The sequence below is a fragment of the Micromonospora sp. NPDC047762 genome (assembly GCF_043204655.1).
Taxonomy (GTDB): Bacteria; Actinomycetota; Actinomycetes; order Mycobacteriales; family Micromonosporaceae; genus Micromonospora.
Genome location: NZ_JBIDCQ010000004.1, coordinates 324,018 through 337,357, shown reverse-complemented (window position 1 = coordinate 337,357; position 13,340 = coordinate 324,018). Strand labels below are relative to the sequence as shown.

Annotated in this window: 12 protein-coding genes; 8 read left to right on the top strand and 4 right to left on the bottom strand. The window is 72.8% G+C overall.

Translation table 11 applies throughout. From position 1 onward, the window contains the following. Positions 1–26 precede the first annotated feature (26 nt). From ACGF3C_RS15490 to npdG, 3 genes are all read left to right on the top strand, one after another. On the top strand, positions 27–869 hold the full coding sequence (locus ACGF3C_RS15490) for a histone (protein WP_393222338.1): 843 nt from the start codon (positions 27–29) through the stop codon (positions 867–869). An 80-nt stretch (positions 870–949) separates the two neighbouring features. Further along, positions 950–2,380: an RNB domain-containing ribonuclease gene (locus tag ACGF3C_RS15485; protein ID WP_393222335.1), complete on the top strand. Its 1,431-nt coding sequence runs from the start codon at positions 950–952 to the stop codon at positions 2,378–2,380. Positions 2,381–2,559: 179 nt separating this feature from the next. After that, on the top strand, positions 2,560–3,258 hold the full coding sequence (gene npdG / locus ACGF3C_RS15480) for an NADPH-dependent F420 reductase (protein ID WP_357234475.1): 699 nt from the start codon (positions 2,560–2,562) through the stop codon (positions 3,256–3,258). A gap of 51 nt (positions 3,259–3,309) precedes the next feature. On the opposite strand, the gene panB is transcribed toward npdG, so the two are convergent. Next, complete coding sequence (gene panB / locus ACGF3C_RS15475; protein WP_357234478.1) at positions 3,310–4,155, bottom strand: 3-methyl-2-oxobutanoate hydroxymethyltransferase; 846 nt, start codon at positions 4,153–4,155, stop codon at positions 3,310–3,312. A 209-nt stretch (positions 4,156–4,364) separates the two neighbouring features. Next, positions 4,365–6,122 carry an NAD+ synthase gene (locus ACGF3C_RS15470; RefSeq protein ID WP_357234639.1) on the bottom strand — a complete coding sequence of 586 codons (1,758 nt, stop codon included), beginning with the start codon at positions 6,120–6,122 and terminating at the stop codon, positions 4,365–4,367. A gap of 320 nt (positions 6,123–6,442) precedes the next feature. On the opposite strand from ACGF3C_RS15470, the gene glnA reads away from it, so the two are divergent. From glnA to ACGF3C_RS15450, 4 genes are all read left to right on the top strand, one after another. Further along, positions 6,443–7,792, top strand: coding sequence for a type I glutamate--ammonia ligase (gene glnA / locus ACGF3C_RS15465; protein ID WP_355008887.1), 1,350 nt, complete (start codon positions 6,443–6,445; stop codon positions 7,790–7,792). An 89-nt stretch (positions 7,793–7,881) separates the two neighbouring features. Continuing rightward, a complete protein-coding gene (locus ACGF3C_RS15460) occupies positions 7,882–8,307 on the top strand; it encodes a DUF350 domain-containing protein (protein ID WP_355008888.1) in 426 nt (141 codons plus the stop codon). Positions 8,308–8,785: 478 nt separating this feature from the next. Further along, positions 8,786–9,478 (top strand): WYL domain-containing protein, encoded by a 693-nt coding sequence (locus ACGF3C_RS15455; protein ID WP_357233068.1) that lies wholly within the window; start codon positions 8,786–8,788, stop codon positions 9,476–9,478. A gap of 269 nt (positions 9,479–9,747) precedes the next feature. Next, positions 9,748–10,131: a VOC family protein gene (locus ACGF3C_RS15450; RefSeq protein ID WP_357207162.1), complete on the top strand. Its 384-nt coding sequence runs from the start codon at positions 9,748–9,750 to the stop codon at positions 10,129–10,131. Positions 10,132–10,686: 555 nt separating this feature from the next. On the opposite strand, the gene ACGF3C_RS15445 is transcribed toward ACGF3C_RS15450, so the two are convergent. Next, positions 10,687–11,157 (bottom strand): hypothetical protein, encoded by a 471-nt coding sequence (locus ACGF3C_RS15445; protein ID WP_393222856.1) that lies wholly within the window; start codon positions 11,155–11,157, stop codon positions 10,687–10,689. A 186-nt stretch (positions 11,158–11,343) separates the two neighbouring features. Between ACGF3C_RS15445 and ACGF3C_RS15440 the strand changes: the two genes are divergently transcribed. Next, on the top strand, positions 11,344–12,222 hold the full coding sequence (locus ACGF3C_RS15440; protein ID WP_393222328.1) for a virginiamycin B lyase: 879 nt from the start codon (positions 11,344–11,346) through the stop codon (positions 12,220–12,222). Between the two features lie 99 nt (positions 12,223–12,321). Here the strand turns inward: ACGF3C_RS15440 and ACGF3C_RS15435 are convergent, their stop codons facing one another. Then, positions 12,322–13,257 (bottom strand): LD-carboxypeptidase, encoded by a 936-nt coding sequence (locus ACGF3C_RS15435; RefSeq protein WP_393222325.1) that lies wholly within the window; start codon positions 13,255–13,257, stop codon positions 12,322–12,324. Positions 13,258–13,340 lie beyond the last annotated feature (83 nt).

Here is a 13,340-nt window from a genome sequence, read left to right as displayed (position 1 = left end):
GCACGTCCCCCAAGGAGGGAACCACGATGGCCGAAGCACAGCAGGCCACCAAGCGCCCGGCCGCCCGACGCACCACCGCGAAGAAGACCGCCGCGGCGGAGCGGAACACCGCGGCGAGCCGGACCACCCCCGTGCGCAAGTCCACCACGGCTGCCGCGAAGGCACCGGCCCGCAAGGCCGCCGGCGGGGCGGGCCGCGCCCCGGCCAGGAAGACCACCACGGCGGCCACGAAGGCCCCCGCGAAGAAGACCACGACCAAGACCACAGCAGCGGCCAAGAAGGCCCCCGCGAAGGCCTCGACCACCACCCGCAAGACGACCGCCGCCGCCAAGCGGGCCCCGGCGTCCACCGCGCGCAAGACGACCACCGCCGCGAAGAAGACCACAGGCGCGGCGAAGAAGACAGCGAGCGCGGCGAAGAAGACCACCACCGCCGCGAAGGCCTCGGCGCGCAAGACCACCACCGCGGCGAAGGCCCCGGCGCGCAGGACCACCACCGCGGCGAAGGCCCCGGCGCGCAGGACCACCAGCGCGGCGAAGGCCCCGGCGCGGAAGGTGGCGACCACGGCGTCCGCCGCCAAGAAGACAGCGACGAAGAAGACGGCGGCGGCGAAGAAGACCGCGTCGACCCGCCCCAGCGGCGGCGCCCGCAAGGCTCCGGCCAAGAAGGCCCCGGCCGCGAAGGCGTCGGGTACCTCGTCGACCACTGCCCGTAAGGCGGCGGCGAAGAAGGCACCGGCGAAGAAGACCGTCGCGGCCAAGGCCCCGGCCCGCAAGGTGACCGCCCGCAAGTCGCCGGCCCGCCCGGTCGCCGCCCGAGCCACCGCCCCCAGGGGGGCCCGCAGCGCCGCCCGCAAGGCGACCGGCTGAGCGCGGAGCATCCCCTGAGCGGGCGGATTTCCGGCCGGTCACCGGAAGCGGATCACCCGTGGCGCTGTCAGGATTGACCCGTGGTCATCCGACGCGTACTCGCGCCCCGCATCGACTTCGGCGCGTTGCGCCGCGAGCTCGGCCTGCCCGAGGAGTTCCCGGCCGACGCCCAGCGTGAAGCCGACGAGGCGGCTGCGGCACCGCCGCAGCCGCCCGTCGACCGCACCGACATACCGTTCGTCACTGTCGACCCCGCCACCTCGCGGGACCTGGACCAGGCGATGCACCTCGCCCGCCGCCCCGGTGGCGGCTACCGGGTGCGGTACGCGATAGCCGACGTCGCCGCGCACGTCACCCCGGGTGGGGCGTTGGAGGCGGAGACCTGGCGGCGGGGGCAGACCATCTACCTGCCCGACGGCAACGTGCCGCTGCACCCGCGCACCCTCAGCGAGGGTGCGGCCAGCCTGCTGCCCGACGACGACCGGGCCGCGGTGCTCTGGACCATCGACCTGGACGCCGACGGCGGCACCGTCGCCGTCGAGCTGGAACGCGCCCTGGTCCGCAGCCGCGCCAAACTCGACTACACCGGGGTGCAGGCGGCAGCCGAGGCCGGGCGGCTACCCGACCCGATCGCGCTGCTACCGGAGATCGGCGACCGGCTGACCGCCCGTGGGCTGAGCCGGGGCGCCATCAACCTGCCGCTGCCCGAGCAGGACCTGGAACCCGACGGTGAGGGCTGGCGGCTGGTGCTGCGCGCGCCGGTGCCGATGGAAGAGCACAACGCGCAGATCTCCCTGCTGACCGGAATGGCCGCCGCCGACATCATGCTGGCCGGCCGGGTGGGTCTGCTGCGGACGATGCCGGCGCCCAAGCCGGAAGCGGTGCAGCGGCTCCGGGCCGCCGCCGCGCCGCTGGGCGTGCACTGGCCGGACGACGTGGGCCCGGGTCAGGTCATCGCCGGTCTGGACGCCGCCCAGCCGCGCGCCGCCGCGTTCATCGACCAGGCGGCGGAGCTGATGCGCGGTGCCGCGTACACCGCCTTCGACGGGGAGCTGCCGGAGCATCCGGAGCACGGTGGCGTGGCGGCCGCGTACGCCCACGTGACGGCACCGTTGCGGCGGCTGGCCGACCGGTACGCCACCGAGGTCTGCCTGGCTCTGCACGCCGGCCAGGCGGTGCCCGACTGGGCCCGCGCCGCGTTGCCCCGACTGCCCGAGGTCATGGCGAGCACCGACCGGGTCGCCTCGGCGGCGGCTCGCGGCGCCGTCGAATTGGCCGAGGCGGCGGTGCTGGAGCACCGGGTGGGCGAGACCTTCGACGCGGCCGTCCTCGACGTCGACGCCCCGCCCAACGGCAAGTCCCGGCCCCGACCGCCCGGTGGCACCGTCGCGCTGGACGCCCCGCCGGTCCGCGCCCGCTGCCTCGGCCAGCTGCCGCTCGGCGAACGGGTCCGGGTACGCCTGGTCACCGCCGACCCGGCGGCCCGTACCGTCCTGTTCGAGCTGGCCTGACCGGGCCGCCGTCGCGGGCCCGATCCTCCCCGTGGGCGCGGTCGCCCGCCGTGGCTCGGTCCTCGGCGGTGCTCTCGCCCGCCGTGGCTCGTCCTCGGCGGCGCTGTCGCTCACGGCAGCGGGGATTCTCACAGGGCTCGGCGCTGCTGACGGGCCGGGCGGTTTGCGAGGATGAGGCCATGGCATACGACGCGAGCACGCTGCCCGACGTGTCCGGGCTGACGGTCGGCATCATCGGCGGCACCGGCGACCAGGGGCGGGGCCTCGCCTACCGGTTCGCGCGGGCCGGCCAGACGGTGCTGATCGGATCCCGATCGGCTGAGCGGGCCGCCGAGTCCGCTGCCGAGATCGCCGCCCTGCCCGGGGTGCCGACCGGCGGCAGCGTCACCGGCGCTGCCAACGACGAGGTGGCCCGACGCAGCGACGTGGTGATCATCGCGGTGCCGTGGGACGGGCACGCCGCCACCGTCGCCGCCCTCGCCGAGCCGCTCGCCGGCCGGATCGTCGTCGACTGCGTCAACCCGCTCGGCTTCGACAAGCAGGGCCCGTACGCGCTGACCGTCGCCGAGGGCAGCGCCGTGCAGCAGGCCGCCGCGCTGCTGCCCGACTCGCGGGTCTGCGCCGCGTTCAACCACGTCAGCGCCCCGCTGCTGGCCGACCCCGAGGTCGACCGGATCGACCTGGACGTGCTGATCTGCACCGAGGACCGTGAGCTGGTCGACATCGTGGGCGCGCTCGCCGCCCGGATCCCCGGCATGCGGGGCATCTACGCCGGGCGGCTGCGCAACGCCCACCAGATCGAGGCGTTCACCGCCAACCTGATCGCGATCAACAAGCGCTACAAGGCGCACGCCGGTATCCGCGTCACCGACCTCTGACCCCGAGCGGCGGGGTGCCCCGGCGCGGGAGCACCCCGACCCTCGTCGGTACTAGAAGGTGTGTTCGGCGGCGGGGAACTCGCCGCCGCGGACCTCGTCGGCGAAACGGCGGGTGGCGTCGGTGAGAGCACCGGCCAGATCCGCGTACCGCTTCACGAAGCGCGGCGCCCTGCCCGTCCGCAGCCCGGCCATGTCCTGCCAGACCAGCACCTGCGCGTCGGTGTCCGGGCCCGCGCCGATGCCCACGGTGGGGATCGGCAGCTCGTGGGTGATCCGCTTGGCCACCTCGCCGGGCACCATCTCCAGCACCACAGCGAACGCGCCCGCCTCCGCCACCGCCCGTGCGTCGGCCAGCACCTCGTCGGCGGCGTCGCCGCGACCCTGCACGCGGTAGCCACCCAGGGTGTGCTCGCTCTGCGGGGTGAATCCGATGTGCGCCATCACCGGGATGCCGGCATCGACGATCGCGGCAATCTGCGCGGCGTTACGGCGGCCACCCTCCAACTTCACCGCGTGACAGCCACCCTCCTTCATGAACCGGACGGCGGTGCGCAGCGCCTGGGCCGGGCCCTCCTCGTACGAGCCGAACGGCAGGTCACCGACGACCAGCGCCTGCCGGGTCGCCCGCACCACGGCCCGGACCAGCGGCAGCAGCTCGTCGGCGGTGATCGGCAGGGTGGTCTCGTAGCCGAACACGTTGTTCGCGGCCGAATCGCCGACCAGCAGCACCGGAACACCGGCCTGGTCGAAGATCGACGCCGTGTACTGGTCGTACGAGGTGAGCATTGGCCAGCGCTCGCCGCGCTCCTTGGCGGCCATCAGGTCGCGGGTGCGGACCCGTCGGGTGGCCGGGCCGCCGTACAACGCGGTCACCTCGTGCGGAGTGGACTCCACCATCTCTGTCTCCCTTCCTCGAGGCCGCCTGCGCGGTCCCCGGGTTCCGTCGCGATCGTCGCACCGCGAGACGGGCTGACGGCAGGGCCCAGTGCAAGATGTCACTCCACCAGCGCGAGGCCACCCCAGCCGGCCACCCGGGTCCGCGCCGCGCGGCCACCGCGCGGCGGCGCCGGGCCGCGCCACCGACCCGGCACCCCCAGGGGTACGGCTCAGCCGTGCTCGCGCCACCGATTGGTGATCGGCAGACGGCGGTCCCGGCCGAACGCCTTCATGGAGATCTTCGTGCCCGGCGCGGACTGCCGTCGCTTGTACTCGGCGGTATCCACCAGCCGCAGCACCCTGTCCACCACGGCCGGGTCGTGACCCGACTCGATCAGCCCGTCGCGGCCGAGATCGCCGTCGACGTAGCCGATCAGGATCGGGTCCAGGACGTCGTAGTCGGGCAGGCTGTCGCTGTCGAGCTGGCCCGGGCTCAGCTCGGCGCTCGGTGGCTTGCCGATCGAGTTCTCCGGGATCGGGGCCGTCTCACCGCGCCGAGCCGCGTCCGTGTTGCGCCACTTCGCCAGCCGCCAGATCAGCGTCTTCCAGACGTCCTTGACCGGGTTGAAGCCGCCCACCGAGTCGCCGTACAGGGTGGAGTAGCCGACCGCCAGCTCGCTCTTGTTGCCGGTGGTCAGCACCAGGTGGCCCTCCTGGTTCGACAGCGCCATCAGGATCACGCCACGGACCCGGGCCTGGAGGTTCTCCACTGCCACACCGGACAGCGACAGGTTGGCCAGGAAGCCGTCCACCATCGGCTGGATCGGCTCGACGCGGTAGTCCAGGCCGGTGCGCTTGGCCAGGTCGGCCGCGTCCTCGCGTGAGTGCTCGGAGGAGTGCTGGCTGGGCAGCGACACCCCGACCACCCGGTCCGGCCCGAGGGCGTCGACGGCCAACGCGGCCACCACCGCCGAGTCGATGCCGCCGGAGAGACCGAGCACCACCGACGGGAACCGGTTCTTGTTGACGTAGTCCCGCAGGCCGAGCACCAGGGCCTGCCACACCTCGGCCTCGTCGGCCACCGGCTCGATCACACCGCCGGTGGCGGCCGGACCGGTCGGCGTGGCCGGAACGCCGTCCAGCGTGCTGTGCACGATGCGCATGCCGTCCGCGACGGTCTCCGTGGTCGTCGCGGCGGTGGCGGCTGGCAGCTCGACGTCGTGCACGAGTAGGTGTTCGACGAACTGCGGTGCGCGGGTGAGCAGCTCGCCGTCGGCGGTCACGATCATCGAGTCGCCCTCGAAGACCAGCTCGTCCTGCCCGCCGATCATGTTGACGTACGCGACGGTGGCGCCCGCCTCGGCGGCCCGGCGGCGGACCAGCGGGAGCCGGAAGTCGTCCTTGTTCAGCTCGTACGGCGAGCCGTTGATGTTGACGACCAGGCCGACGCCGGCCTGCCGGGCGGCGGCGAACGGACCGCCGGCCTGCCACAGGTCCTCGCAGATGGTCAGCGCAACGTCCACGCCCCCGATCCGCACCACGGTCAGAGTGTCGCCGGGGACGAAGTAACGGTCCTCGTCGAAGACCCCGTAGTTGGGCAGGTGGTGCTTGAAGTAGCGGGCGACGACGGCACCCCGGTGCAGCAGCGCGGCGGCGTTGCGGGCGCCCCGGCCCGGCTCGGCGTCCCCGCTGACCTGCGGCGGACCGTCGGCGTCCAGGTAGCCGACAACGACCGGCAACTCGCCGAGACCGTCGGCGGCCAGGTCGGCGGCCAGCCGCTCTACGGCGGCCCGGGACGCGGCGACGAAGGAACGCCGGAAGACCAGGTCCTCGACCGGGTACCCGGTCAGCATCATCTCCGGGAAAAGCACCAGCTGGGCACCGGCGTCGGCGGCCTGGCGAGTCCAACTGCGGACCAGATCGGCGTTTCCGGCGAGGTCGCCGACGCTCGGGTTGACCTGGGAAAGGGCGAGACGCAGGGTGGGCATGCCTTCATCTTGCCCCAGCCTCGCCGCGACAGTCCGTACCCTCCGACGAGACGGCCGCCACCCGCCGCGACGGGCGCCCGCGAGGCCGCGGCGGCAGGTGCTCGGCCGTCGTGGCGGCCCTCGGTGGTGGTTCGGCCGTCGGTGGTGGTTCGGCCGTCGTGGCGGCAGGGGTGGGCCCCGCGCTCGCCCGGCGGGACACGAGGGGACGGCCGGCGGCAGTTCGCGTAACGTCTGCGTAACCAGGCCCGGGAACACTGGGCGATCAGGTCGGGTTCAGCCCGGCCAAGGCGGACAAAAGAGTGTCGCGAGGGGTTGGGGAAGTGGACCGTCAGCAGGAGTTCGTCCTCCGCACGCTGGAAGAGCGGGACATCCGGTTCGTCCGGCTGTGGTTCACCGACGTTCTGGGCACGCTCAAGAGCGTTTCGGTGGCACCCGCCGAGCTCGAGGCGGCCTTCGAGGAAGGCATCGGCTTCGACGGCTCGGCGATCGAGGGCTTCGCCCGGGTCTTCGAATCGGACATGGTTGCCATGCCCGACCCGACCACCTTCCAGGTCTTCCCCTTCGAAGGCGGGGTCAGCGGCGAGAGCGCCCGGATGTTCTGCGACATCCTGCTGCCCGACGGCGGGCCGTCCTGGGCCGACCCCCGGCACGTGCTGCGCCGCGCGCTGTCGAAGGCGGCCGAGAAGGGCTTCACCTTCTACACCCACCCCGAGATCGAGTTCTTCCTGCTCGAGAACGGTCCGCAGGACGGCACTGTGCCCACCCCGGTCGACACCGGCGGCTACTTCGAGCACACCACCCACGCCGTGGCCCGGGACTTCCGCCGTCAGGGCGTACTCGCGCTGGAACGCATCGGCATCTCGGTCGAGTTCAGCCACCACGAGGTCGCACCCGGCCAGCAGGAGATCGACCTGCGGTACGCCGACGCGCTCACCACCGCCGACAACATCATGACCTTCCGGCACGTGGTCAAGGAGGTCGCGCTCTCCACCGGTGTGCAGGCCAGCTTCATGCCGAAGCCGTTCACCGACCAGCCGGGAAGCGGGATGCACACCCACCTGTCGCTGTTCGAGGGGGAGCGCAACGCCTTCCACGACAGCGGCGACCCGATGAAGCTGTCCAAGGTGGCGAAGTCGTTCATCGCCGGCCTGCTGGTGCACGCCCGGGAGTACACGGCTGTCACCAACCAGTGGGTCAACTCGTACAAGCGGCTCTTCCCGCAGCACCTGCCCGACCGGATCACCGAGAGCCCGGCGTACGTCTGCTGGGGTCACCTCAACCGGTCCGCGCTGGTCCGGGTTCCCGCGTACGGCAAGCCCAACTCGGCCCGGGTCGAGGTCCGCTCGCTGGACTCGGCGACCAACCCGTACCTCGCCTTCGCGGTGCTGCTCGGCGCCGGCCTGAAGGGCATCGAGGAGGGATACGAGCTGCCACCGGGCGCCGAGGACGACGTCTGGTCGCTGACCAGCGCCGAGCGGCGTGCCATGGGCTACGAGGCGCTGCCGGAGAACCTCGCCGAGGCGATCGACGTGATGGCGGAGTCCGAGCTGGTCGCCGAGGTGCTCGGCGAGCACGTCTTCGACTTCTTCCTACGCAACAAGCGGGCCGAGTGGGAGCAGTACCGCCGTGAGGTCACCCCGTACGAGCGGCAGCGCTACCTGGCCCTGTAGACGCAGGGGCTGACGCCGTTGCGCGCTGCCGCTATCGTCTCGATCACCGCGCCGGTACCCCTCCGGGCGGAGAGTCGGGAGGCAAGTCGGTGCTGGAGGATCTGTTCAGCGGTGCCTGGCAGAGCGTCGTTTTCGGGATCGTCGGCGTCGGCCTCATGGCCGCCGGCTTCGGGCTCGTCGACCTGCTCACCCCGGGCCGGCTGCGAGACCTGATCTGGGTCGAGCGCAACGCCAACGCGGGGTTGCTGCTCGCCGCCAACCAGCTCGGCATCGCCGGGATCGTCTTCACCGCGATCCTGACCAGCTACAGCGACTTCGGCAAGGGGATCGCCTCCACCGTGGTCTTCGGACTGGTCGGGTTGGCGATCATGGCGCTGGCCTTCGTGGTGCTGGACCTGCTCACCCCCGGCAAGCTCGGCGAGGTCATCTGCTCGCCCGAGCCGCACCCGGCTGCCCGGGTCAGCGCCGCCACCCACTTCGGGGCCGCGCTGATCGTCTGCGCCTGCATCGCCTGACGGCCACTTCCTGCGTCACCACGCGGGCGGTGCGCCTGCGTTCCGTCGTGCGCGGCCGGTCGTGCGTGGCCGGTCGTTGGCGGCCGGTCGTGCGTGGCTGGTCGTGCGTGGCCGTCGTGCGTGGCCGGTCGTTGGTGGGCCGCTGGGCGTCCGTGGGTGGGCGCCCGTGAGGTGGTCCGTGGCCGGGGTCGTTGGCAGTCGGCCGCTCGTCCGTGGGCGGGCGTCCATGGCCGGTCGTTGGCGGGCGGCCGCTCGTCCGTGGCCGCTCGTCCGTGGCCGGTCGTCCGTGGCCGGGCGTGCGTGGGCCGGCGTCTGTGGGTGGGGCGTTCGTGGGCCGGCGTCTGTGGGTGGGCGTGCAGATCTTGGACACTTTCCGTCATGACCTGACGGAAAGTGTCCAAGATCTCTGGCCGGTGGGCCGCTCGCGGCTGTGGGCGGTCGACGCAGGGCGTCGTACCTCGGCCGTAGCGTGCCGGGTATGAACCGCACCGATCGCCTCTACGCGCTGGTCGAGGAGCTGCGGGCGGTGTCACCACGGCCGCGCAGCGCCCGCTGGCTGGCCGCGCGTTTCGAGGTGAGCAGCCGGACCATCGAACGGGACCTCGGCGCGTTGCAGGAGGCCGGGGTGCCGATCTGGGCTGAGCCCGGGCGCACCGGCGGCTACGTCCTGGACCGCGCCCGCACCCTGCCGCCGGTCAACCTGACCGCCGCCGAGGCGGTGGCGATGGCCGTGGCGCTGCACCGGCTTGCCGGCTCGCCGTTCGCCGGGCCGGCCGCCACCGCGCTGCGCAAGCTGGTGGCGGTGCTGCCGGCCGCCGATGCCGCCGAGGCACACCGCCTCGCCGACCGGGTGCACCTGATCGGCGACGGGCCGGCCGCGCCCGTCCCGGCCACCGTCGCCGACGCGGTCACCGCGCGGCGGGTGCTGCGCATCCGGTACGCCGACCGTGGCGGCGCCGACTCGACCCGTGACGTCGAGCCACTCGGCTACCTCGGTAACTCCCGACACTGGTACCTGGTCGCCTGGTGCCGTCTGCGCGACGAGCTGCGGTGCTTCCGTACCGACCGGATCCTGAGCGTGTGGGCGCTGCCCGACGTGGTGGCCCGGGAGCTACGCCTGACGGATCTCGACATCCCGCACGAGCGGGTCCGCCCGCTGAGTCTGGTCTGAAGCGGGCTCGGCGCTCGGCGGCCTGGTCTGGAACGGGCTCGGCGCTCGGCGGCCTGGTCTGGAACGGGCTCGGCGCTTCGGCAAGGTCTGAAGCGGGCTCGGCTCGACGGCCTGATCCGAGACCCGTCCGCGGCGCGGCGGGCTGGGTCTCGTCACCGAGAAACCCGCCGGTTGATCCGGAAACACCGACAGGACGCTGTCGCCAACGGCCCTGAGACTGCTCCAGACGACGGCCGAGCGGCCGGCACGAAATATTCTGGAGGCAGTAGATGTCCAGGTCCACCACGCCCATCACCTGGTTCGAGATCGGCACCGACCGGCCCGAGGACGCGGAGCGGTTCTACGGAGAGCTGTTCGGCTGGACCTTCGAGGAGCAGGGCTCGCCCAACGGTGGGTCCTACCGCGTGACCGGGGCCGGCGGGGACACCGGGATCGGCGGGGCGATCCGGGCGACCGACGGAACGTCGCCGAACTACGCGGTGTTCTATGCCGAAGTCGCCGACGTGGCAGAGACCTGCCGACAGGCCGAAGCTGCCGGCGGCCGGGTCCTGGTACCAGCGCGTACGGCACCGAGCGGTCTCCGGTTGGCCCACCTACTCGACCCGGCCGGCAACCACCTGGGCGTGTTCACGCCCCCGCCCCCGCAGCCCTGACCCCTTCAAGTCCCGCTGATGCCCGGGGTTGGCCTTGTCCCCGGGGATGGCCTGGCCCTCGGGTGGGTCTGGCCCCGGGTGGGGTTGGCCCTCGGGTGGGGTTGGCCCCCGGGTGGGGTTGGCCCGGGTTGGCTTGGTCCCGGGTTGGGCTGGCCCTCCGGTGGGTCTGGCCCTCGGGTGGGGCTGGCCCGGGTTGGCTTGGTCCCGGGTTGGGCTGGTCCCGGGTCGCTTGGTCCCGGGGGCTTGGCCCTGAGGCCGTCGCCCTGAGCGGGTGCGATGGCCGGGCCAGCCGGGCAGCACCCACGCGCGTGATCGACTCGGATTCCTGATGTCGGGGTGTCCGAGCGCACGGGACACCGCGACATCACGGAAACCGAGTGGATCAAGCTGCGACGGGCCCGATCCGGGGCCGGGCACGACAGGCTGGGCCGGGCACGACAGGCCGGACCGGGCCGGACCGGACCGGACAGGCGGCCCGGGGCCGGACCGGCCTGCCCGTGGCGTACCGAGCCCGGCCCCGGCCTGCTGATGGCTGCCGGGGCCGGGCCCTTCGGGCTACTTGCCGGGCGTACCAGCGCCGTGGTGGCCGCCCATGCCGCGGTGGCCGCCGGGGCCGGGGAAGACGCCGGCCTCGACGGCCTTGGTGATGGCGTCGGCCTGCTCCTGGGTGAGCTTGCCGTCCTTGACCGCCTGGTCCAGGCGCTGCTTGAGTGCGGCCTGACGGTCCTCGGCGGACGGGCGCTGCGGTCGGTCGGCCGGCCGGTGCTGTTCGCGGATCTTCTCCAGTGCGGCGGTAACCTTGTCGGTGGGCACGCCAAGCTCCTTGGCGAGCTCCTCGGCGAACTGGCCCTGCCGGTCGGCCTTCGCACCTGGCGCCGCGTCGGGAGCCGGGGCGGTGCTGGCGCTCGGTGTCGGTGTCGGTGTGTCGGCGGCGAACGCGATCGTCGGGGCCGCGATCCCGACGCCGAGGACGCCGGCGGTGGCCAGGCCGGCCAGCAGGTGCTTCCTGCGGATGGTGCGGGACATGCTGTCCTCCAGAGGTTCGGTCATCCTGCGCTGTCATCACCGACAGTGACCGGGCCGTCTGGGCGGAAGCCGTGGCGACCCTGTCAGCGAGCTGATAATCCCGGGCGGCGGTGGGCGAAATCGGTTGTGTGGTCGCTGGCCGAGCGGTCAGGGTGGACGATCCACCGACGGAAAGGACACTGCGGCATGACCGTCGAGATTCGGGAGATTCCACTTGTCGGGCCGGACGCCGGGCCGTACGGCATCACGCCTGGCCCGGACGGCGCGTTGTGGCTTACGTTGGCCCATGCCGGTGGCATCGCCCGGTTGTCGCCCGACGGCGCGGTCCGGACCTGCCCGCTGGATCCGGCCGGCGGTCGTCCGTTGATCATCACGGCAGGGTCGGACGGGGCGCTCTGGTTCACCCGCTCAGGGGACGACCGGATCGGTCGGATCACCGTCGACGGTGAGCAGCGCACCATCGCCCTGCCGGCCGGCACCGGGCCGGGCGGCATCGCGGCTGGGCCTGATGGCGCGCTCTGGTACGCCGGGATGACCTCCGACACCATCGGCCGGGTGGGGACCGACGGCAGCCACACCGCATTCCCGCTGCCGGTGACCGGCGGGTTCGCCTCGATGATCACTGCTGGCGCGGACCAGGCTCTCTGGTTCACCCTCAACCAGGGGAACGCTATCGGCCGGATCGATCTCGACGGCAGGGTGACGCTGCATCCGCTGCCCACAGTGAAGGCGGGCCCGGTCGGCATCACCGTGGGCGTTGACGGCGCCATCTGGTTCGTGGAGATCGCCGCCGGTCAGCTCGGTCGCCTCGACCCGGATGGCGAGATCGTCGAGTTTCCGCTGCCGGACCGGGCGGCCCGCCCGCACGCGATCGTGGGCGACCCGGACGGCGGCGTGTGGTTCACCGAGTGGGGTGCCAACCGGATCGGTCACCTTGATCCCACCGGAAGGTTCGAGGGCTACGCCCTACCCACCCCCAACGCCGAACCGCACGGCATCACCCGCACCCCCACCGGCATCTGGGCCGCCCTGGAAATCGGAGCAGTAGCCCACCTACCCCTCTGACCCAACCCCGGTGATCAAGAGATTTGCGTCAGGATCCGCCCCGAACATGACGCAAACCTCTTGATCACCGGGCCGGGCTGGGCGCGAGCACCGCCGGGGTTAGTGGACTGCGGGGGTTGCGGTGAGGGTGGCTGTGGTGGTGTCGAGGGTTGCCTCGGTGCCGATGGGGACTGTGAGTTGGTTGGGGCCGTGGCCGATGGGAAGGCCGCCGAGGACCGGCACGCCCAGATCGCCGAGGCGTTCGGTGAGCACGTCGACGATTGTGGTGTCCCACCCGTCGCCGCAGTCGGTGAACTGTCCGACCGCCACCCCGGCCAGTCCGTCCAACGCGCCGGCCCGGCGCAGGTGGGTGAGCATCCGGTCGACCTTGTACGGGGGTTCCTGCACGTCCTCGATCAACAGCACCGCACCGGTCAGGTCGGGCAGGTCGGGCGTGCCGATCGACGCGGCGATCATGCACAGGTTGCCGCCGAGCAGGGTGCCGGTGGCGCGACCCGGGACGCGTACGCCGAAGGTCTCCTCGGTGGGCACCGCGGTGATCGACACCGGTTCGGTGGTCATCAGCGCCGCGTGCAGGGATTCGGCGGAGCGCAGCGGCGTCCGCTCGTCGCGCCAGGCCGCCCCGGGGCCGTGCACCCCGACCAGGCGGGCGCCCCGCCACAGTGCGAACTGCAACGCGGTGATGTCTGAGAAGCCGGCCACCACCTTCGGGTCGCGGCGGACGGCGGCCATGTCGATGGCGTCCACGATCCGTTGGGCCCCGTAGCCGCCGCGGGTGCAGATCACCCCGCGGACGTCAGGGTCGGCGAAGGCCGCGTTCAGGTCGGCGGCACGCAGGTCGTCGGTGCCGGCGAGATAGCCGTGGCGCGCGTACGCGTTCGGTGCCGGCACCGGGCGCAGGCCCCAGCCGGTGAGCAGTTCCATGCCCCTGGCCACCCGCTCCGGCGAGGTCGGCCCGGACGGCGACACCAGCAGCACCGTGTCACCCGGGCGCAGCACGGGCGGGCGTACGGCGGCGGTGTCCTCGCTGATCACAACCGCAGAGCCTAACGACCCGGCCGAGGCGGGAACGCCACCCGGCCGCGCGGCCCGTGCCGGGGCGTGATGCCGTGCGGCGT

What these genes read in the sequence shown, in the direction of transcription:
- ACGF3C_RS15445 (WP_393222856.1), bottom strand. Translation starts at nt 11,157, where the DNA reads ATGTCCCGCACCATCCGCAGGAAGCACCTGCTGGCCGGCCTGGCCACC.
- panB (WP_357234478.1), bottom strand. Translation starts at nt 4,155, where the DNA reads ATGGTGGAGTCCACTCCGCACGAGGTGACCGCGTTGTACGGCGGCCCG.
- ACGF3C_RS15440 (WP_393222328.1), top strand. Translation starts at nt 11,344, where the DNA reads ATGACCGTCGAGATTCGGGAGATTCCACTTGTCGGGCCGGACGCCGGG.
- npdG (WP_357234475.1), top strand. Translation starts at nt 2,560, where the DNA reads ATGGCATACGACGCGAGCACGCTGCCCGACGTGTCCGGGCTGACGGTC.
- ACGF3C_RS15470 (WP_357234639.1), bottom strand. Translation starts at nt 6,122, where the DNA reads ATGCCCACCCTGCGTCTCGCCCTTTCCCAGGTCAACCCGAGCGTCGGC.
- ACGF3C_RS15455 (WP_357233068.1), top strand. Translation starts at nt 8,786, where the DNA reads ATGAACCGCACCGATCGCCTCTACGCGCTGGTCGAGGAGCTGCGGGCG.
- ACGF3C_RS15450 (WP_357207162.1), top strand. Translation starts at nt 9,748, where the DNA reads ATGTCCAGGTCCACCACGCCCATCACCTGGTTCGAGATCGGCACCGAC.
- ACGF3C_RS15490 (WP_393222338.1), top strand. Translation starts at nt 27, where the DNA reads ATGGCCGAAGCACAGCAGGCCACCAAGCGCCCGGCCGCCCGACGCACC.